Here is a 17,632-nt window from a genome sequence, read left to right on the forward strand (position 1 = left end):
TATTGTGGCAGATAAGGAAAAAGCAGCTAGCAACGAAAAATTATCTTTAGACAAGATGGTAAAAAAGGTTGTTAAAGATGTTAAAAAAGATAAATCTATTACGGAAAAAGAATTTGTTGCTCAATTGATTAAGCCCTATAAACTACAGGGAAAAGCAGTTGACCAATTAGTTCAAGAATTTGAGGATAACGGCATCAGTATTGTTGATGAAAAAGGGAATCCCTCGAGATTAGCCTTGAAAAAGCAAAAAGATGTTGAAAAAGCTGAATTAAAAGATATGTCAGCACCTTCAAGCGTTAGAATGAACGATCCTGTTAGAATGTATCTGAAAGAAATCGGTCGGGTACCCCTACTGAATGCAGATCAGGAAATTTCTTTAGCAAAAAGGATTGAAAAAGGTGATGAAGAAGCTAAGCAGGAGCTGGCAGAAGCCAACTTGCGTTTAGTTGTTTCTATTGCCAAACGTTATGTAGGCCGTGGGATGTCTTTTCTTGATCTCATTCAAGAAGGAAATATGGGGCTGATGAAAGCCGTTGATAAATTTGATTACAGCTTAGGTTTCAAGTTTTCAACCTATGCAACTTGGTGGATCAGGCAGGCAATAACTCGTGCGATTGCCGACCAGGCAAGAACCATTAGAATTCCAGTTCACATGGTAGAAACTATTAATAAGTTAATCAGGATCCAAAGACAATTACTGCAAGACCTAGGACGTGAACCAACTCCAGAAGAAATAGGAGCAGAAATGGACATGCCTACGTCTAAAGTTCGTGATATCTTAAAGATAGCTCAAGAGCCGGTATCCTTGGAAACTCCAATTGGTGAAGAAGATGATTCACATTTAGGAGATTTTATTAAGGATAAGGATGCAACTAGTCCAGAACAACATGCTTCTTATGAAATGCTCAAAGAGCAATTAGAAGAAGTGCTTGACACCTTAACAGACCGTGAAGAAAATGTTCTTCGCTTACGTTTTGGACTTGATGATGGTCGAACTAGAACACTTGAGGAAGTTGGCAAAGTGTTTGGAGTTACCCGAGAACGTATTCGCCAAATTGAAGCTAAAGCTTTACGTAAATTACGGCATCCAAGCAGATCAAATCAATTACGTGATTTCTTAGATTAACAAGATAAAATAAAGGCTATTTGGCAAACATCCTAAAGTAGGAAGCAGATAGAAGTATGACGATACTTTTATGGCTATTTGGCAAATCCTGTTGATAGAGACTAAATGATTAGAACCAAGCAGCTAATAAACTGCTTGGTTCTTTTTCTTTCACCTTGTTTTCTGCCAGCCTGATCCTAGTTAGCAGATTGTAGAAATTGGCGTAGCCAAAAGCTGTGCGCTCAATTTGTTTAATCTTGCGATTGAAGCCTTCTAAGCAGCCGTTAAAATAATTCGATGTTATCCCGTTGATCACTGCTTTTAGATTATGCTTAAAAGTTAACAGTGTTTGATGCATTTGCCAGCCAACATCTTCTTTAGCATGAATGACTTCTTTAATTGCCTGCGGATCTTTGGCGGCTAAAGCATCATAAAATGACTGCAGCAGGTTGTAGGCATTAGTGAGCTCCGTGCTGCAGGCGATGCCTTCGTTAACTACCTGCTCTTGCGTCAGGCTGTCTTTGTAGTGCCAATTGTAATGCGGATGAATTTTGTCAAGCTCCTGGTACTTCTTAAGATACAGCTTCCACGGTGCTTTAAGCAGTTTGCACTCTCTGCTGGTTCTTTTGAATTTCTTCATGACCCGCAAATTCATGATTATCCCGATTAAAGATAAGACGGCTGCCAGCGTGATGGCGGCCTTTAAAACCTTGCGCAGCCAATATCAGGAGCATTGGAACGAAGTCTTTAAGACCATTACCACGGATAATGGTTCTGAGTTTGCGGATTTAGCCCAGTTAGAAGAAGCTGCGCAGACGCTGGTCTACTATGCGCACCCTTATACTTCTTGTGAGAAGGGCGGGGTTGAGCGGCACAACCGGCTAATCCGGCGCTTCATTCCTAAAGGCAAGTGCATCAAGAATTATGACTTAAGGCAAATCTATGGCATTGAGGAATGGTGCAATAACCTGCCCGCAAGATCTTAGCCTACCACACACCCGATGAATTATACGAAAGAAGATTAGATTGCATCTATCAGATCAAGTAGAGTGTTCAACTTAAAATTGCAATTTTCGAATTTAAAAAATTGCAGTTTTTAAATTAAAAGTTTTGCTTAACTTAATGACATTGAACCCTTGTTTTGTCTAATTATACGTTGAAACGATAGATTGCCCCTCATCCGGAATTAATGTTTTGATGGCCGGACTAATCTTTTTACCTACTTGCTTTTGTTTAACAAAAATGTATTTTGAATCATTAGTAGGATTAAAATCTGAAAAAGCTACTGTCATGTCATGAGAATTTGTTTTATTCATTCTAGTTGTATAAATTTTCTTCCCATTATAATAAAAAATAAGAGTACTATTTTCATTGGCATTTACGTCAAAATAAATTGTACCATTTTTTCGTTCAATCTCATTGATCATCGGTTTAGGTGAAGCATAATTTTTACTGCTTAGTTTTCGTCTAGTTACTATTTCTTTACCAGACTTATTTAAACCACATAAGATAACATCTTTATAGCCACTAAATTTCAAATTTGAAGAAAAGCGTCCTTTTTTACTAATATTAACTGTTTTAATTACATTTCTATTATATAGCACCTTTAACTTTTTAATACCTTTAGCTTTACCTTTTAGTTTAGCTTCATTGTCCTTCTTATTGAAAGTCAAAGTCGTTTTACTTATTTGAGGAACTGTTTTTGCATGAGATATTTGACTCCCAAAAATGCATAACCCTAATAATAATATACATCCTAAAACTAATTTTTCTTTGCTCAGTCGCATATTATTTTCAACTCCCTTCTGAAACCAACATAAATTTACGACTTTAAAAATGTCCTTTAGTTAAATGCTTAATTAAGGGACAACGTGTGTAAAAGTAATTAAAAATCAATTAATCCATTACACTTACACTAACGATTGCTCTTTGGGACAATTTTCATATTAGTAGTAACAGTTATAATATCTCCTGAATCTCTCACGGAGAATAGGGCAGGTGTAGAATAGATTGCATTCATACCACGAACATCACAATCTTGAATACTATAAGATCTGTTAGCAGGGTTCATAACTGATATGCTGTCGGGCTCATTATGAGCAAGTCCAAGTGCATGTCCTAATTCATGTTCAGCGACATTAACACGTTCACTCTTTGAATAACCATAAGCTGTAAGTGCAGCTCTATTTAAAAGAACTTGATTACTAATGATTTGTCCCGTACTTTTATTATATTACGTATTTGTTTTTCCGGCTATACTCAAATTATCGGATCCATCATAACTACTTAAAGTGGTTTTCGAACTATTTGAAGCTTCCTGCCAATAAAATCCGTTACTATCCACGAATTAATCGTACTATTCCAAACATCTTGATAATAACTCGAAGTTGACAAGTCATAGTAATAAGCAGAATTATATTTGTACCTTCATGGCTCAGAAGGTGTAATGTAGTCAGTATCTGCCTTAACTTGATTTGCTTGAATAAAATTTGAGCCAGTAATTCCTACTCCAAATATAAGCAAGCTAATACATGCCAAAAGTTTTTTAAAAGTTTTCATACTATAGGCCTTTTTTTGATCTGAAATTATTTTCAAACTACTTTTACAATCATCTTTTAACACACTTATTATTATGCTATGAATAAAACCGGCAGAACTACTACTGCTCCAAGTTTACTCTTGGTTAGGGGGTTGATTTTGAAAAATAGCACAAGTGCCACAATAAGCAAAATTTCTTGAACAATTATTTATCCAAGGTGCCAACGCTTAATTCCTTTTTCCGACAGCATTTGTATACTCCTCAGAATAATTCGTCTCGCTCACCATCTAATATATGTTCATCAATATTCGGGTTAAAGTAAACTAATAGATCCCTGTCAAAATTATATGCTAATTTATGTTTGAAAAGTTCTTCTTTAGTCATCCAGGTTAATTTACCTTCTCTTGAGGCCTTGACTTTACCGGTGAATTTAGTGGCAATATAAAAAAAGACAAGATAGCGGTGGTCGTTTTCATCATAAAATTGTTTAATTCCACAAAGACGAGGATTTTTAATATCTAAATTCGTTTCCTCCTTAACCTCGCGCACTACTGAGTCATAAAAAGATTCGTGATTTTCCACATGACCACCCGGAAAAGTCAATCCTGGCCAATAAGGGTCATTACGATCCAAAACTAAGATATTATCGTTTTTTTTAATCATGCACATATTTGTCAAAGTAACAGGTTCAGTTCTATCCATTAAGTCAAAAATCTCTTTCTTTTAAATCTTATTATCAATTATAAAATAGCAATTTAGAAAGAAAAAGAAAATTTTTCGCACTTTTTTGCCGGCAAATTAAAATTATACTAGGGATTTTGTGGCATTTATTAATTTGTTCCATTATACTTGTAATACTGTTTTAAGTTTTAGGAGGATAACATGGCTATCAAATATGCAAAGAAATGGAAACTTTTTCTTTTTCTAATTATTTCAATTCTTGATTCATTTCAGTCAGTATTTTTAGCTTATCTATTAAAAGTATTCATTTCCTTTGCTCAAAAGCCTACGGGAAATTTGCTCGGATTAACTTTATTCGCCATTAGCGGATTAATTATTTTCAGTATAATTGGAATACTTTTTCAGTATTCCTTTTTAAATTTGATCCATGATATTAACATCAAAATCAAAGAGATAGCAACTGATCATATCGTTAATATTAATGATCAAGCTAAACTTGATACTTCATTTATGACAAACGACCTTAAACAAATTGAGACTAGTAAAGTTGTTGCCGAATTAAAAGTTTTTAATTACATCTTAAAATTTTTGACTGCTATTATCACTGCAGTGATTACATCTTGGTTTATTTCTTTGGTCTTTTTTATTGCAGCAATAATTCCCGCCTTAGTTCAAAATTTTGCCGGTAAAAAAATTTCTGCTAATTCTAAAAAATGGGAAAAAGCAAATAGTAATTATACCGCTGCCGTTACGGAAACGATTAAAGGCACAACCATTTTTTCTTTATATAATTCAGAAAATTCTATTGCTAAGCGCTTAATAAAAAGCGCTCGCGAAATGGAGGACGCCTTACAATCAACGAATTTATCCAAGGGCATTGCAAACGAATTAACCTCTTTTGCCGCATATTGTTTTGGCATGATTATTCCATTTAGTGTTGGAGTTTATTTGATAACTATAGGAAATATTGCCTTGAGTACTTTTATGATGATTGTGCAGCTTTCGAATAATTTCGTGAATCCGATAGTTAATATTTTTATGTGCGTTAATGATTTTAAAACGACCACTCCCATTTGGACTAAATTTATAAAAATACAAAAGTATAAAAGACCCGCAGGCGATATTAGTTCAATCCCTGTTTTCAATAATTTGAGTTTAATTAATGCCACAATCTATTTTGATAAACAAACTATTTTTCAAAAAGTAAATTTAGTAATCAAAAAGGGGGAAAAAATATTATTACAGGCTCCTTCAGGTTGGGGAAAATCAACTTTGCTCAAAGTCTTGATAGGAAAATATAAGCTGGATTTAGGCTCTTACCTGATAAATGGAGAAAAAGCTAGTGGCAATTGGAATAAAGACCATGAACTCTTTGCTTTGATCAATCAACAACCGTTTATTTTAAACGACACGATTGAATACAATATTACTTTAGGACAAAAGGTTACCAAACAAGAACTGAATAAGGTTGTTGCTAAAGCTGGTCTAGAAGAACTGGTAAGAAAAAAGGGGTGTCAGTATCAAGTTGGTCTTGGAGGCAAAAATTTGTCAGGAGGACAAAATCAGCGCATAGAAATTGCCCGCGCACTGCTCAAAAAAGACAAATTTTGTTAGCAGACGAAGCTACTTCCTCATTGGACACAAAATTATCTCGAAAAATTCACGCTACTTTTTTAAAAGAATTTTCCGGAACAGTGATCGAAGTTGCTCATCACATATCTACAGAGGAGGCAACAATGTTTGATCGCAAGATCGATTTAGAAGCTAATAAAAAAAGTATTTAAAACCGTTATTTTATCTTTATCTAATAAAAATTCATTATGCTAAAATTTTATTATGAAGAAAGTAGGATATAAATGAACTTAAGATTGAACTCATTGGCACAAATGGTTGACCAGAGTGCACGCATTGCAGATATTGGTACAGATCATGCCTATTTACCAATTCAACTAGTGAAAGAAAATAAGATTCAGTTTGCTATTGCTAGTGATGTTGCAGCTGGACCATTGGAGAATGCGAAAAAAGACATAGCAGCTGCTGGTTTAGATGGGAATATTGAAACTAGGCTTGGGGCAGGACTTGATACTATTAATTCTGCTGATCAAATTGATACAGTAATTATTGCCGGAATGGGCGGCAAGTTAATAACGCAGATTTTAAATGATGCTTGGCTAAAAGATTCTATTTTCAAAACTTTAATCCTTGAGCCAAATATAGGTGAGCCCGGTGTCCGAAACTGGTTAATGAATCATAATTATCAAATAAAAAGAGAAAAAATTATTGCTGAAGCAGGACACACATACGAACTAATTAAGGCAGAAAAAACTAATAAAATTGTCAAATTGACAGAAAAAGAACTATTTTTTGGTCCAGAAATCTTAACAGAAAAAAATGAAGTTTTTTATCAAAAATGGCGAGGTCAACTTGCATATCACAAGAAATTACTGCTTAATTTAAATAAGGCTAAAGAAAAAGATTTGGTCTATATGCACAAAATTGAGTCAGAAATAAAAATGATCGAGGAAGAAATAAATGACTAAAGTAGAAGATATAATAGCTGTTTTACAGCAACATTTTCCAGAAGAAATAGCTAGTAAAGGTGATCCAGTTGGTCTTCAAATCGGCTCGATGAAGCAAAAAGTGAACAAGGTTCTAACTACCTTAGATGTCAGACCGCAGGTAGTTGACGAAGCAATACAAAAAGGGGCAAATTTAATCATTAGTCATCATCCGTTAATGTTTCGTCCAGCTCAAAATCTTGATTTTGCTAATCCCCAATATGCGATGTATGGCAAAATTATTGCTCATGGAATTACCGTCTATTCTATTCATACTAATTCTGATAAAGCAGAAGATGGGTCAAGCGACTGGCAAGCTGTAGAACTGGGATTAAAAGATGTTGAACCATTTTGTCCTGATGAAGATGGCATAGCTATAGGGCGTAAGGGTAGACTAGCCCAGCCTCTTTCAGCTAGAGAATTTGCTTATTATGTCAAAGACAAAATGCACGTAAAGATGGTAAGATTAATTACTGCTGATAATGAGCAACTGATTTCTTCTGTCTGCTTTATTTGTGGTGACGGCGGGAAATATTGGCATCAAGCAGTAGAAGAAAAAATAGATGCATTTATCACAGGCGATGTATACTACCATACGGGACATGATATGATTTCAGCGGGTTTGACAGTAGTTGATCCAGGGCACTATACTGAAAAAATATTTAAACAAAAAATTTTTCAAAAGTTGCTTAAATGGAACAAAGAAAATTCATGGGATGTTGATGTCACAGAATCAAAAGTTTCTACAAACCCATTTCAAGATTTATTTTAATTAAGGAGAGACAATGAAATATCCAAATTTATTACCTAGATTTTTAAAATATGTCAAAGTTAATTCACGCTCTGATGAGCACTCTGATCGTTTTCCTTCGACAAAGCGACAAGAAATTTTTCAAAAAGAATATATTCTGCCTGACCTGGAAAAATTGGGTTTATCTGATGTGCATTATAATCAGAAATCAGGCTGCGTCATTGCTGAAATACCGGCGAATGTTGATTATGATGTTCCAGTAATGGGACTTTTAGCTCATTGTGATACTGCTGATTTTAATGCTGAAAATGTCAGACCACAGGTTCACGAGAATTATGATGGGAAATCTAAAATTCAGTTGGGTGATTCACAGTTTTATTTAGATCCTGCCGAATTTCCAAATTTGAAAAAATATGCGGGACAAACTATTATTACAGCTTCAGGAGACACACTTCTTGGCGGCGATGATAAGTGTGGAGTAGCAGAGCTTGTTACTGTAGCAGAATACTTATTAGATCATCCAGAAATAAAACACGGTAAAATTCGCTTTGGCTTTACTCCTGATGAAGAGATTGGAATGGGCGCACAGCACTTTGATATTGATGAATTTGGAGCGGATTTCGCTTTTACCGTTGATGGTGGGGCTCCGGGTAAGTTAGATTGGGGTACCTTTTCAGCTGCAACCTTTACCCTTGATATTCAAGGGGTAAATGTTCATCCATCTGTGGCAAAAAATCAAATGATTAATGCAATTCAGATTGGTATTAACTTTCAAAATCAGCTTCCGCAAAATGAGGTTCCTGAAAAAACAGCTGGACGAGAAGGTTTTTATCATTTAACCCATTTCGCTGGAACGGTTGACAACGCGCAAATGGAATACATTGTTCGTGACTTTGAAAGGGACGGTCTTGAAAATCGCAAAAATAAGGTTAAAAAAATCATTAATCAAATGAATAAGGAATTTGGCACCGAAAGAATTAAACTCGAGATGAGGGATCAGTATTATAACATGGCTGATGTGCTAAAAGACCATATGGAAATTGTTAACTTAGCTAGAAAAGCATATGAGGCTGAAGGACTTACGATCAACGAGGACCCTGTCAGGGGTGGCACTGATGGTTCACTTTTAACTTACAGAGGTCTACCTTGTCCAGATCTTTTTTCCGGACAAGAAAATATGCACGGACGATTTGAATATACTGTGCTTGAATCTATGGCGAAAGCAGTAGATGTAATGATTAAAATGATAGAGTTGAATGCAAATAGCAATAAATAGTGAAACAAAAACGACTGTTTTTAATACTTCTTATTAAAATAATTAAAAGCTTAAATCTTGTTCTGATGGAGAAAATTTAACTTCTAAAAAATTAGTAAAATTATGCACAATTAATAGAAATTTAAATTTAGGTACATAGGATCATTATCAAAAATGGTTTTATGTGCCTTTTTTCTTTTTAAAATTTTATATTGACAATTTGTGAAACACTTAAATTTTTCTAAGACAAAAGACAACTTGCAAAAGTTCATTATTTATTTTATCATACTAGTGTATTACTTATCTAGTTCACTACTATGATAAAAGCGAAAGGATGAGCGACTATGCAAAGTGCGATTGCACTACGAGTTGATAATGTTAGTACTTATGTGGGCAAGACAGTGCTAGTTAATAATGCCACTTTTGATGTTAAAGCTGGTGAAATAATCGGTTTGATAGGCCCTAATGGGGCTGGGAAAACAACTATTATGAAAACCATTTTAGGCTTAATGAAATTTAAAGGAAAAATAGAGGTCAATGGCAAAAATGTGTCTGAAAATGACCATCATGCTTTAACAAGTGTTGGAGCATTAATTGAACATCCAGCAATTTACCCATTTCTTACTGGTATGCAAAATTTGACCCTTTATGCTCACGATCAAAAAGATATGGCAAATTTGATTTCTGAATTACAAATGGATTCATATATTAATAATAAGGCTAAAGGATATTCACTAGGGATGAAGCAAAAATTAGGCATAGCAATCGCCTTATTAAATCAGCCCCAAGTTGTAATTCTTGATGAACCAATGAACGGACTTGACATTGAATCAACGATTCGAGTAAGAAAATTAATCAAAAGATATTCTGATCAAGGAACAGCTTTTTTAATTTCAAGTCATATTTTAAGTGAATTACAAAAAGTAATGACGAGAGTTGTCTTAATCTCCGGAGGACAAATTATATTGAATAAAGAGGTCAAAGAATTTGAAAAAATTAGTCACCAAAAATACCATTTGACTACTGAAAATAATAAACTTGCAAAAAAGATTTTTGCTGCTTACCAGATTACATTTACAGAAAATGAAAATTATTTGATAGTAAGTCAAAACGACATATACAAAATAGAAGATCTGCTATTTAACGAAGGAGTTCACTTAAAAGAAATTTTGCCGTTTGAAGCCAACCTTGAACGAATTGTAGTTGATGTCTTGGAAAAGAAAAGAGGCTAGACAAAATGCTCATAAGCTTTAAACAGGAAATCTATAAATTCAGGTATGAAAACATTGCTCTGTATGGTCTGATTATTCTCATTGTAACAATGATTTACAACTTTTTTACTAATCCTATTACGCGCCAATCCCTTGGCTACGGATTTGGTGCAAATGAGTGGATTCCTTTAATAGTTATTACCGAAGCATCTGCAATTTTTTCAATGGAATACAAGAATAACACGATTATTATGTTAGAGTATAAAACTTCAAGCAAGTTTCAAATTTACTTTTCCAAGTTTTTGGTTGTCTTAGTCTATAGTTTTCTCCTAACAGTGATTGCATTTCTACTTACCTTGATGTTAAGCGTGATCTTTAATACTGGCAGATATGATTGGTTAGTTAACAAAAATGGTAATAATCTTTTAAATGATCTGGTAACTAACCTGGCAGGAGCATTGATTTATTCTTTTTTTAGCATTGGCTTATCTTTTATGCTCATTATGCTGGTTAAAAATAATGCTGTAGTAGTTTGTTTTGGAATTGTACTAGCATTTTTTGGTGCCAGCTTTTCCAAAGGATTAATGCAAACCTTTCCCCATTTTATAAGTACTATTAAATGGAACTTTTTAAATATGATTTTTATTTCCCAGCAATTATCAAATCCAAGCCTTAGCTTAAAATCGAATTTATCAAGTCTTGAACTAATTATAGCTAATATCGTTTACGGCATAGTTTTTATGGTTCTAGGATATTATCTATTCAAACATCGACGAGTATAAAGAGAGGAGATCACTATAATGATTTATAGTATTAAGCAGGAATTATATAAATTAGTGCACCGCAAAATTACTTGGATCGCAGCTATCATATTATTTTTTCTAATGCTTATTACCGGTTTCGCTTTAGCAGATGAAAGTAAAAAGCTAATTTTAACATTAACTTTTGATTCTTCTGATTTTATAATGTTTATCCTAGTGATAGTAGGTGCCACGTATTTTTCAATGGAATTTCAAAACAATACGATTTTGACACTTTTATATAAGTCTGCTAATAAAATATATGTTTATTTATCAAAATATATTGTTTTATTTTTATATAATGTTTTTCTGCATCTGCTAGCTCTTTTTTATACAATTTGTTTGCAATATACCATATTTAATTATCAAGTTAACTGGTCAGCGTCATATCTATATCATCAGCCGGTATGGCTAAACATGGTAACTGCTTCTCTAATAGATTTAGTAACTACAATGTTAATTATTGCTATTGTTTTTTTACTCTCGTGTCTAATTAATAGTAGTGCAATTGTAATTACAGCAAGCCTTCTAATTACATTCATGGGTCAAAGCATTTCTTCAGAACTAATGAATGGAGGCAAACTGGTGAACATTATGAAATGGAACCCTTTTAATATGGTGGACTTGACTAGGCAGTTTGGTAATTATGGCATGTATGTTTTAACTACCCACCTGAACAATCAAGAGCTTTTAACTGGTAGTCTAATCTATATTCTTATTTTTGTGATTGCCGGCTATTTAATCTTTCGAAGAAAAAGATTTTAAGTAATTAATTGCATAACTTTTAAGTTTATTGTAATATTATAGTGTATTATAAATGTAATACAGCTGGAAAAGAATTATGAATTTTAAAGACAATCTGCCGATATACATACAAATAAAAGAATACTTATGTCGACAAATCATTAATGGCAAACTTGAGCCGAATCAGAGGATACCTTCTGTACGTAATTTAGCAGCACAGTTAACAGTGAATGTTAATACTATTCAAAAAGCGCTTAGACAAATGATTAATTCCGGTCTTCTGGTTACTAAAAGGGGAGAGGGTAATTATGTCACCAACGATAAAAAATTATTAAAGAAAATAAAAAAAGACATCATCGTTGCTGAACAACGTAAGTTTGTTCAGAACATGAGAAGTTTTGGAATTTCATCTGGACAAATCAATTTAATTGTTGCTAATCATTTGAAGTAGGAGTATTAATATGGAAAATCTTTTAGAAATTAGAGATTTAACTTACAAGAAAAACTTAAAGACAATTTTAGATAATATAAATTTAAATTTGCAACCGGGTAAAATAGTAGCGCTTTTAGGTGAAAACGGTGCAGGTAAAACTACCCTTATGCGAGTAATTAGTGGTATTGCTAAAAACTATCGTGGAACAGTAAATATCTCTGGAGAGAATAAAGTAGCCGAAAGAAAGGCTCGCCTTTCATTTACTGATGGTCTAACAGGTTTTGGGAACTCGACCAAAATTCAAGAAATTGTCAAATTTTATGAGATTATTTTTCAGGATTTCGACACAAAACAATTTGAACAACTTCGTCAATTTATGAAATTGGATTCAGAAATGCGTTTATCAGAAATGTCTAAGGGAATGAAAGAAAAGTTGATTATTGCACTTGCATTCTCACGTAAAGTGGATCTCTATTTATTAGATGAGCCATTTTCAGGTATTGATGCAATGGCTCGTAAAAAAATTATTAACTCAATTATTTTATGGAAACCAGAAAATTCTACTATTCTAGTTTCAGATCACTTTGTGAACGAAATTGCCAGTATGCTGGATGAAATTGTCATTATCAAAGATAAAACCATTTATGCTCATAAATCAACTGAAGAGATACGAGAACATCATAAGAGTGTTGAAGACTACTATGAAGGCTTATACGACGCGGAGGATGAATAATGGTCATGTTTAACCATTTATTTGGCAGATTTTTTAAAAGAAAAGTCAAAATTGTTCATCTCATAGTTGTTTTGCAATTTATTAGTTCTCTGGCATCAGCTTTTTTTACTTATTTTAGTTTTTATTCTGGCAGGTTTCACTTAAATTTGAACAATAACCTTGAATTTTTTCCAGGATGGATGGCCTTATTTGCTTCTTTTACTTTCCTGTTTGGACCTATTTTATATATTTTAACTGTCGTTCAGAATGAACGCTTAAATAGAAGTCAGACATGGCGTTTGGCACCAATCAGTGATGGCAAATTCTATGCTGCTAATATCTTAAGTTCATTTGTTTCATTAATTTATTTTGTGTTTTTAGATTTGTTAATCGCAATTGCTTTTTTTCTTTTGTCATTAATAATTTACCCCCAATTAGGCAAAAATCTGCGGTTTGAACTCAATTTAGATACTGACACATTTCTTACCTTTATTTGTATTATACTGTTGGTAATTCTAACTTCTCTTTTTATTTATTTTTTGGTTAGTTTCCTCAACTTTTCCAGTCAGGCAATTTTAAGTTTTTTACCACAAGCATCAAGTCATATTTTAATTTCTTTTATTCGTATATTCATCATTATCATATTAATGGGACTGCTTGTTAAGCTCTATAGAGTATTGATAAACTCTTTTGTAAATCTTTTTTTACTAAAAGCTACTGATCTTGCGGGATTAGAATATGTTGTAGGTATGATGTTTGTTGCTAATTTGATAATGCTTGGCATTAACGTCTTTTTAATCAATCATTTCTTTGAAGCAGAAGAGAAGTAAATCCTAATATTTTTATAATATTTTCGTAGTAAGGAGGAAAGAGTATGACCTCATTTAAAAGTTTGTTTGGCAGATTCTTTGTAGAAAAAGCAAAAAATGTTTATTCATTTTTAATAATTCAAACAATTGGTGCCCTTGCATTTTCTGTTTTTGGTCTGCTAATTGGGACTGGTAAGATAAGTGAATTTTTAAATTCTTATACTGAGCTTTTACCTGACTGGTTAATGGGCTTTTGTCTATTAGGTGTTTTTTTTGTCATTTTCTTTTTCATTTATATTATTGTTAAAAATGAAAAGATTAACCATAGCCAAACATGGCGTTTAACTGCAATTAGTGACGAAAAATTTTTCATCGCTAACAGTTTAAGCACATTTGCAACATTTGTTTATTTTATTATTCTTAACTTTATTGTTGCTGGTATCTTGCTAACTGTTTCATTTTTTACAGACAACGCTTTTCGTAATTCATGCGAAAGAATGCTTAAGCAATTTAGACCAAATTTTGAACTGAATACAATTCGTTCTATTTTTGATATCATGCTACTCTTACTTTTATGTTGCTTTTTCATTTCGTTATTGATCAGCTTTTTAAATTTTTCCAGTAAAGCCATCATGGATTATCTTCCTGTAGCTTCAAACGGCTTAATTGTGAAACTATTACATATTTTTATTGTTATCGTAATAGCCTGGCTTTTTACCAAAGTAGAAAAAATTTTTGTCGATCAAGTTTTAGGTAGCCTTTTGAATTTTTTAAACTTAAATCCGGCTTACAATAATACTTTACCCTATCTTAATGTAATCGTTGTAGTTGTTAATTTGATAATGTACGTTATTAATATCTTTTTATTTAAGCATTTCTTTGAAGCAGAATAAAAAATAGAGGCATAATAACAATTTCACATGAGTGAAGATTTGTCAGCGAGCAAAAATAAAAATAAGGAGTCCAAAATGACGGAATTTAGCAGGTTATTTAACAGATTTTTTAAAATTAAAACAAGAAAATTACACATTATACTTTTTTTTCAATTAATCGCAGCATTAGCGTGTGCCTTTTTTACTTATTATGAAGTTACAAATTGGCATATTCAAAAAAATCTAAAAAATAATGTCGGTCTGATAACAGAATGGACATTATATTTTGTCATCTTAGCCTTTCTTGTCATATTATTTGTATTCATTTTAACCCCTTTGCAAAGTGAAAAATTTAATCGAAGTCAAACTTGGCGGTTAGCTGGAATAAGTGACAGCCAGTTTTATCTTGATAATATTTTAAGTACATTTGTATCTTTTATTTACATGCTTGCACTTGAAGTAGTTGCTGCAATTATGCTAGTTTTCTTATCTTTTTTGATTGATAAAGATTTCCAACAAGGATTTCATAATTTCCTAATAGATCTGCATCCTAATTTTGATTACAATGTTTTCTGGACTGTAATTGGTACAATTGTCTTAGCCATTTTAAGTTGTTTCTTTTTATATTTTGTTATCAGTTTCTTTAACTTTGCTAGCCAGTCCATAATAGATTTTGTACCCGCTAACGTTAATGGAGCACTTGTAAAGATACTCCATTTATTCATAATTTTTGTACTGATCTGGTTCTTTTTTAAAATTCAACATATATTTGTCTACAAAATTCTTTTGTCAGTATTTAATCCAGCTAATTATGGACTTGCTTATTCTAGTGATTTACCTTTTGCAATTTTGTCAACCACAATTTGCGATCTTATTTTGTTAGGCAGCAACGTTTTCTTATTCAATCATTTTTATGAAGCCAGTGAACGTAAGTGAGTCAGTAGTTAAGAAAAAAATTCCTTCTACAATTTTGTAATTTCTTACAAAAAACAGGTTATTACAACAATTAAAAGGTTTGCGGAAAAAAACAATCTAGTTTATGATAGTGTATTATAGGTGTATTACGGCCAAAGGATGGTGGACTTGTGGAATTTAAAGATAACATTCCCATTTACTTGCAAATTAAGCAATACCTATATCGACAAATAATTACCGGTAAATTAAAGCCAGGTAAAAAAATTCCTTCCGTGCGTGAACTAGCAGTGCAATTAACTGTGAACGTCAATACGGTGCAACGTGCTTTACAACAAATGAACTTTGAAGGCATTTTGTACACCAAAAGGGGTGAAGGCAATTTTGTCACTGAAGATACTACTTTACTTGAGAAAACTAAAAGGGAATTGATTAATGCTGAACTGGATAAGTTTGTTAAGAGTATGAACTCTTTAGGAGTATCTGACGAACAAATCCTCAAATCTTTATCTGAATATCTTAAAGAGGAGCGTAAATAATGGGCAATTCCTTAGAAATAACTGATCTGGTTTATAGAAAAAATCAAAAAAGAATTATTGATAATTTAAACTTAACGCTCAAACCAGGCAAAATCGTTGCTCTTCTTGGCGAAAATGGTGCGGGCAAAACTACTTTAATGCGAATAATTAGTGGCGTAGCTAAAAACTATCGTGGAATGGTAAAAGTTTCCGGTTTTACTAAAGAAGCTGAAAGAAAAGAACATCTATCTTTCACAGATAGTTTAACTGGCTTTGCTAATTCAACAAGAATTAGTGATATTGTTAAGTTTTATCAGATCTTATACCATGATTTTAATCTGAAGCAATTTGAAGAATTAAGAGAATTTATGAAGTTAAGTTCTAATCTTCGTTTGTCTGAAATGTCAAAGGGTATGAAGGAGAAGCTAGTTATTGCTTTAACTTTTTCCAGAAAAACGGATTTATATCTTTTAGATGAACCCTTTTCCGGCATTGATGCTATGGCACGTAAAAAAATCATTAAATCGATAATTTTATGGAAGCAAGAAAAATCCACTATTTTAGTTTCAGATCATTTCGTAAATGAAATCGCTGCGGTTTTGGATGAAGTTGTTATTATTAAAAATAAAACTGTTTGTATGCAAAAGTCGACTGAAGCAATTAGGGCTGATAATCAAAGTGTGGAGGAATTTTATGAGAGTTTTTATCAAAGAGAAGAGGATGAATAATGGCAATTTTTAATCGCTATTTTACGGTGCTTTTCAGATTGAAAACCAAATGGATCTCACTATTGTTAATTATTCAAACAGTTGCCTCTTTTGCGATGACATTTTTCAATTTTAATAACGATCATGTGTACATTAATAGAACTATTTTTTCTAATTTCTTCACCTTATGGCTGACTATTTTTATAGTGTTAGCATGGTTTTTTACTGGCATATTTTATTTGACCACCTGTTTTCAAAATGAACATGTCAGTGGCAATCAAACTTGGCGCTTAGTACCAATTGACGATAAAAAACTTTATTTTGATAATATTTTAAGTTCATTTGGAGCATTGCTTTTATTCGTAATACTAGAAATAATTTGTACTCTTGTTTTAAGTGCTGTGACATTTACCTTTGACAGTCAGTTTCATACCAGCATAATCGAAATGTTTGCTGATATTGGACGGCATTTGCAACAAGTTGACCTGGAAATTATGTTTAACTTCTTTGGAGCAATTATGATGACTATTCTTAGCGCATTTTTTGGCTACTTTATTATTAGCTTTTTAAATTACTCCAGCCGCGCTCTTTTGGATTTCCTTCCTCAAGCTCTCAGCAAAGCTTATTTTCGGATAATTGCAGTTTTTGTGATTATTTTGGTTGCCTGGCTTGCAATCAAAGCCAGTAACATTGGCCTACAAATAATTTCATTTCCATTTAGATTTATGATGGGAGAAACCACAGGAACAAATGACGATTTGGCTTTAGCTCTAATTTTAATGCTTGTAATCAATTTACTTTTTTGGTTTTTGGATACAATCCTTTTCAGTAAATTTTTTGAAGCAAGAGAAGGAAAATAAATTAAAATTTGCATATTAAAAGACGCTAAAAAGTAATTTTTAGCGTCTTTTTAACAGGCAAAAAAGACCCATGAGACAATGAAGTGCAACTAAAAAGTTAGACATTTTAATATTACGCAAGACTCAATGCACGATTTCGATATTTGATCGGGGTCGTGTATTTTA

At 32.7% G+C, this 17,632-nt stretch carries 21 protein-coding genes and 2 pseudogenes; 18 read left to right on the forward strand and 5 right to left on the reverse strand.

Features of this window, described 5'->3' with window-relative positions; genetic code table 11:
• Positions 1-4: 4 nt before the first annotated feature.
• Positions 5-1,126, forward strand: a complete 1,122-nt coding sequence (rpoD, locus tag LACWKB10_RS05445; RefSeq protein ID WP_034979792.1) for an RNA polymerase sigma factor RpoD — start codon at positions 5-7, stop codon at positions 1,124-1,126.
• A gap of 109 nt (positions 1,127-1,235) precedes the next feature.
• Here rpoD and LACWKB10_RS09995 read toward each other — a convergent pair.
• Positions 1,236-1,760: pseudogene (locus LACWKB10_RS09995) on the reverse strand (transposase); the annotation flags it as partial.
• Here LACWKB10_RS09995 and LACWKB10_RS05455 point away from each other — a divergent pair.
• Positions 1,744-2,153 (forward strand): annotated as a pseudogene (locus tag LACWKB10_RS05455) (IS30 family transposase); the annotation flags it as partial. The pseudogenes LACWKB10_RS09995 and LACWKB10_RS05455 sit on opposite strands and share 17 nt — an antisense overlap.
• Before the next feature lie 97 nt (positions 2,154-2,250).
• Here the strand turns inward: LACWKB10_RS05455 and LACWKB10_RS05460 are convergent.
• The 4 genes from LACWKB10_RS05460 to LACWKB10_RS05470 all read right to left on the reverse strand — a co-directional run bounded on the left by LACWKB10_RS05460 (position 2,251) and on the right by LACWKB10_RS05470 (position 4,346).
• A complete protein-coding gene (locus LACWKB10_RS05460) occupies positions 2,251-2,892 on the reverse strand; it encodes a hypothetical protein (protein WP_034979795.1) in 642 nt (213 codons plus the stop codon).
• Positions 2,893-3,020: 128 nt separating this feature from the next.
• On the reverse strand, positions 3,021-3,317 hold the full coding sequence (locus tag LACWKB10_RS10000; protein WP_081945348.1) for a matrixin family metalloprotease: 297 nt from the start codon (positions 3,315-3,317) through the stop codon (positions 3,021-3,023).
• 215 nt (positions 3,318-3,532) lie between these two features.
• Positions 3,533-3,664: a hypothetical protein gene (locus LACWKB10_RS10345; RefSeq protein ID WP_255358043.1), complete on the reverse strand. Its 132-nt coding sequence runs from the start codon at positions 3,662-3,664 to the stop codon at positions 3,533-3,535.
• 241 nt (positions 3,665-3,905) lie between these two features.
• Entirely contained in the window at positions 3,906-4,346 is a 441-nt protein-coding gene (locus LACWKB10_RS05470; protein ID WP_034979797.1) for an 8-oxo-dGTP diphosphatase, read from the reverse strand.
• Positions 4,347-4,526: 180 nt separating this feature from the next.
• On the opposite strand from LACWKB10_RS05470, the gene LACWKB10_RS05475 reads away from it, so the two are divergent.
• The 16 genes from LACWKB10_RS05475 (at position 4,527) to LACWKB10_RS05545 (ending at position 17,467) form a co-directional block, all read left to right on the forward strand.
• On the forward strand, positions 4,527-5,939 hold the full coding sequence (locus LACWKB10_RS05475) for an ABC transporter ATP-binding protein (RefSeq protein ID WP_052060296.1): 1,413 nt from the start codon (positions 4,527-4,529) through the stop codon (positions 5,937-5,939).
• Positions 5,933-6,109, forward strand: a complete 177-nt coding sequence (locus LACWKB10_RS10305; RefSeq protein WP_235191502.1) for a hypothetical protein — start codon at positions 5,933-5,935, stop codon at positions 6,107-6,109. The genes LACWKB10_RS05475 and LACWKB10_RS10305 overlap by 7 nt, the downstream gene beginning before the upstream one ends.
• 72 nt (positions 6,110-6,181) lie before the next feature.
• On the forward strand, positions 6,182-6,865 hold the full coding sequence (locus LACWKB10_RS05480) for a class I SAM-dependent methyltransferase (RefSeq protein ID WP_034979800.1): 684 nt from the start codon (positions 6,182-6,184) through the stop codon (positions 6,863-6,865).
• Positions 6,858-7,655, forward strand: coding sequence for a Nif3-like dinuclear metal center hexameric protein (locus tag LACWKB10_RS05485; protein WP_034979803.1), 798 nt, complete (start codon positions 6,858-6,860; stop codon positions 7,653-7,655). Before LACWKB10_RS05480 ends, LACWKB10_RS05485 begins: the two co-directional genes overlap by 8 nt.
• Positions 7,656-7,668: 13 nt before the next feature.
• Complete coding sequence (pepT, locus tag LACWKB10_RS05490; protein WP_034979806.1) at positions 7,669-8,910, forward strand: peptidase T; 1,242 nt, start codon at positions 7,669-7,671, stop codon at positions 8,908-8,910.
• 323 nt (positions 8,911-9,233) lie between these two features.
• Positions 9,234-10,121, forward strand: a complete 888-nt coding sequence (locus LACWKB10_RS05495) for an ABC transporter ATP-binding protein (RefSeq protein ID WP_034979809.1) — start codon at positions 9,234-9,236, stop codon at positions 10,119-10,121.
• A 5-nt stretch (positions 10,122-10,126) separates the two neighbouring features.
• On the forward strand, positions 10,127-10,882 hold the full coding sequence (locus LACWKB10_RS05500; protein WP_034979811.1) for an ABC transporter permease: 756 nt from the start codon (positions 10,127-10,129) through the stop codon (positions 10,880-10,882).
• Between the two features lie 18 nt (positions 10,883-10,900).
• On the forward strand, positions 10,901-11,665 hold the full coding sequence (locus LACWKB10_RS05505; protein ID WP_034979813.1) for an ABC transporter permease: 765 nt from the start codon (positions 10,901-10,903) through the stop codon (positions 11,663-11,665).
• A gap of 76 nt (positions 11,666-11,741) precedes the next feature.
• Positions 11,742-12,095: a GntR family transcriptional regulator gene (locus tag LACWKB10_RS05510; protein WP_034979815.1), complete on the forward strand. Its 354-nt coding sequence runs from the start codon at positions 11,742-11,744 to the stop codon at positions 12,093-12,095.
• A gap of 10 nt (positions 12,096-12,105) precedes the next feature.
• Positions 12,106-12,810 carry an ATP-binding cassette domain-containing protein gene (locus LACWKB10_RS05515; protein WP_034979816.1) on the forward strand — a complete coding sequence of 235 codons (705 nt, stop codon included), beginning with the start codon at positions 12,106-12,108 and terminating at the stop codon, positions 12,808-12,810.
• Complete coding sequence (locus tag LACWKB10_RS05520) at positions 12,810-13,619, forward strand: hypothetical protein (RefSeq protein ID WP_034979817.1); 810 nt, start codon at positions 12,810-12,812, stop codon at positions 13,617-13,619. The genes LACWKB10_RS05515 and LACWKB10_RS05520 overlap by 1 nt, the downstream gene beginning before the upstream one ends.
• A gap of 44 nt (positions 13,620-13,663) precedes the next feature.
• Positions 13,664-14,491: a hypothetical protein gene (locus tag LACWKB10_RS05525; protein WP_034979818.1), complete on the forward strand. Its 828-nt coding sequence runs from the start codon at positions 13,664-13,666 to the stop codon at positions 14,489-14,491.
• Between the two features lie 75 nt (positions 14,492-14,566).
• Entirely contained in the window at positions 14,567-15,406 is an 840-nt protein-coding gene (locus LACWKB10_RS05530) for a hypothetical protein (RefSeq protein ID WP_034979820.1), read from the forward strand.
• Positions 15,407-15,555: 149 nt separating this feature from the next.
• Complete coding sequence (locus LACWKB10_RS05535) at positions 15,556-15,921, forward strand: GntR family transcriptional regulator (protein ID WP_034979822.1); 366 nt, start codon at positions 15,556-15,558, stop codon at positions 15,919-15,921.
• A complete protein-coding gene (locus LACWKB10_RS05540; protein WP_034979823.1) occupies positions 15,921-16,628 on the forward strand; it encodes an ATP-binding cassette domain-containing protein in 708 nt (235 codons plus the stop codon). The genes LACWKB10_RS05535 and LACWKB10_RS05540 overlap by 1 nt, the downstream gene beginning before the upstream one ends.
• The gene (locus LACWKB10_RS05545) at positions 16,628-17,467 is read left to right on the forward strand and encodes a hypothetical protein (protein ID WP_034979824.1); all 840 of its coding nucleotides are present in this window, start codon (positions 16,628-16,630) and stop codon (positions 17,465-17,467) included. Before LACWKB10_RS05540 ends, LACWKB10_RS05545 begins: the two co-directional genes overlap by 1 nt.
• Positions 17,468-17,632: the final 165 nt, after the last annotated feature.

The sequence above is a fragment of the Lactobacillus sp. wkB10 genome (genome assembly GCF_000760615.1).
GTDB classification, from domain to species: Bacteria; Bacillota; Bacilli; order Lactobacillales; family Lactobacillaceae; genus Lactobacillus; species Lactobacillus huangpiensis.

What these genes read in the sequence shown, in the direction of transcription:
- LACWKB10_RS05460 (WP_034979795.1), bottom strand. Translation starts at nt 2,892, where the DNA reads ATGCGACTGAGCAAAGAAAAATTAGTTTTAGGATGTATATTATTATTA.
- LACWKB10_RS10345 (WP_255358043.1), bottom strand. Translation starts at nt 3,664, where the DNA reads ATGAAAACTTTTAAAAAACTTTTGGCATGTATTAGCTTGCTTATATTT.
- LACWKB10_RS05470 (WP_034979797.1), bottom strand. Translation starts at nt 4,346, where the DNA reads ATGGATAGAACTGAACCTGTTACTTTGACAAATATGTGCATGATTAAA.
- LACWKB10_RS05475 (WP_052060296.1), top strand. Translation starts at nt 4,527, where the DNA reads ATGGCTATCAAATATGCAAAGAAATGGAAACTTTTTCTTTTTCTAATT.
- LACWKB10_RS05480 (WP_034979800.1), top strand. Translation starts at nt 6,182, where the DNA reads ATGAACTTAAGATTGAACTCATTGGCACAAATGGTTGACCAGAGTGCA.
- LACWKB10_RS05485 (WP_034979803.1), top strand. Translation starts at nt 6,858, where the DNA reads ATGACTAAAGTAGAAGATATAATAGCTGTTTTACAGCAACATTTTCCA.
- pepT (WP_034979806.1), top strand. Translation starts at nt 7,669, where the DNA reads ATGAAATATCCAAATTTATTACCTAGATTTTTAAAATATGTCAAAGTT.
- LACWKB10_RS05495 (WP_034979809.1), top strand. Translation starts at nt 9,234, where the DNA reads ATGCAAAGTGCGATTGCACTACGAGTTGATAATGTTAGTACTTATGTG.
- LACWKB10_RS05500 (WP_034979811.1), top strand. Translation starts at nt 10,127, where the DNA reads ATGCTCATAAGCTTTAAACAGGAAATCTATAAATTCAGGTATGAAAAC.
- LACWKB10_RS05505 (WP_034979813.1), top strand. Translation starts at nt 10,901, where the DNA reads ATGATTTATAGTATTAAGCAGGAATTATATAAATTAGTGCACCGCAAA.
- LACWKB10_RS05510 (WP_034979815.1), top strand. Translation starts at nt 11,742, where the DNA reads ATGAATTTTAAAGACAATCTGCCGATATACATACAAATAAAAGAATAC.
- LACWKB10_RS05515 (WP_034979816.1), top strand. Translation starts at nt 12,106, where the DNA reads ATGGAAAATCTTTTAGAAATTAGAGATTTAACTTACAAGAAAAACTTA.
- LACWKB10_RS05520 (WP_034979817.1), top strand. Translation starts at nt 12,810, where the DNA reads ATGGTCATGTTTAACCATTTATTTGGCAGATTTTTTAAAAGAAAAGTC.
- LACWKB10_RS05525 (WP_034979818.1), top strand. Translation starts at nt 13,664, where the DNA reads ATGACCTCATTTAAAAGTTTGTTTGGCAGATTCTTTGTAGAAAAAGCA.
- LACWKB10_RS05530 (WP_034979820.1), top strand. Translation starts at nt 14,567, where the DNA reads ATGACGGAATTTAGCAGGTTATTTAACAGATTTTTTAAAATTAAAACA.
- LACWKB10_RS05540 (WP_034979823.1), top strand. Translation starts at nt 15,921, where the DNA reads ATGGGCAATTCCTTAGAAATAACTGATCTGGTTTATAGAAAAAATCAA.
- LACWKB10_RS05545 (WP_034979824.1), top strand. Translation starts at nt 16,628, where the DNA reads ATGGCAATTTTTAATCGCTATTTTACGGTGCTTTTCAGATTGAAAACC.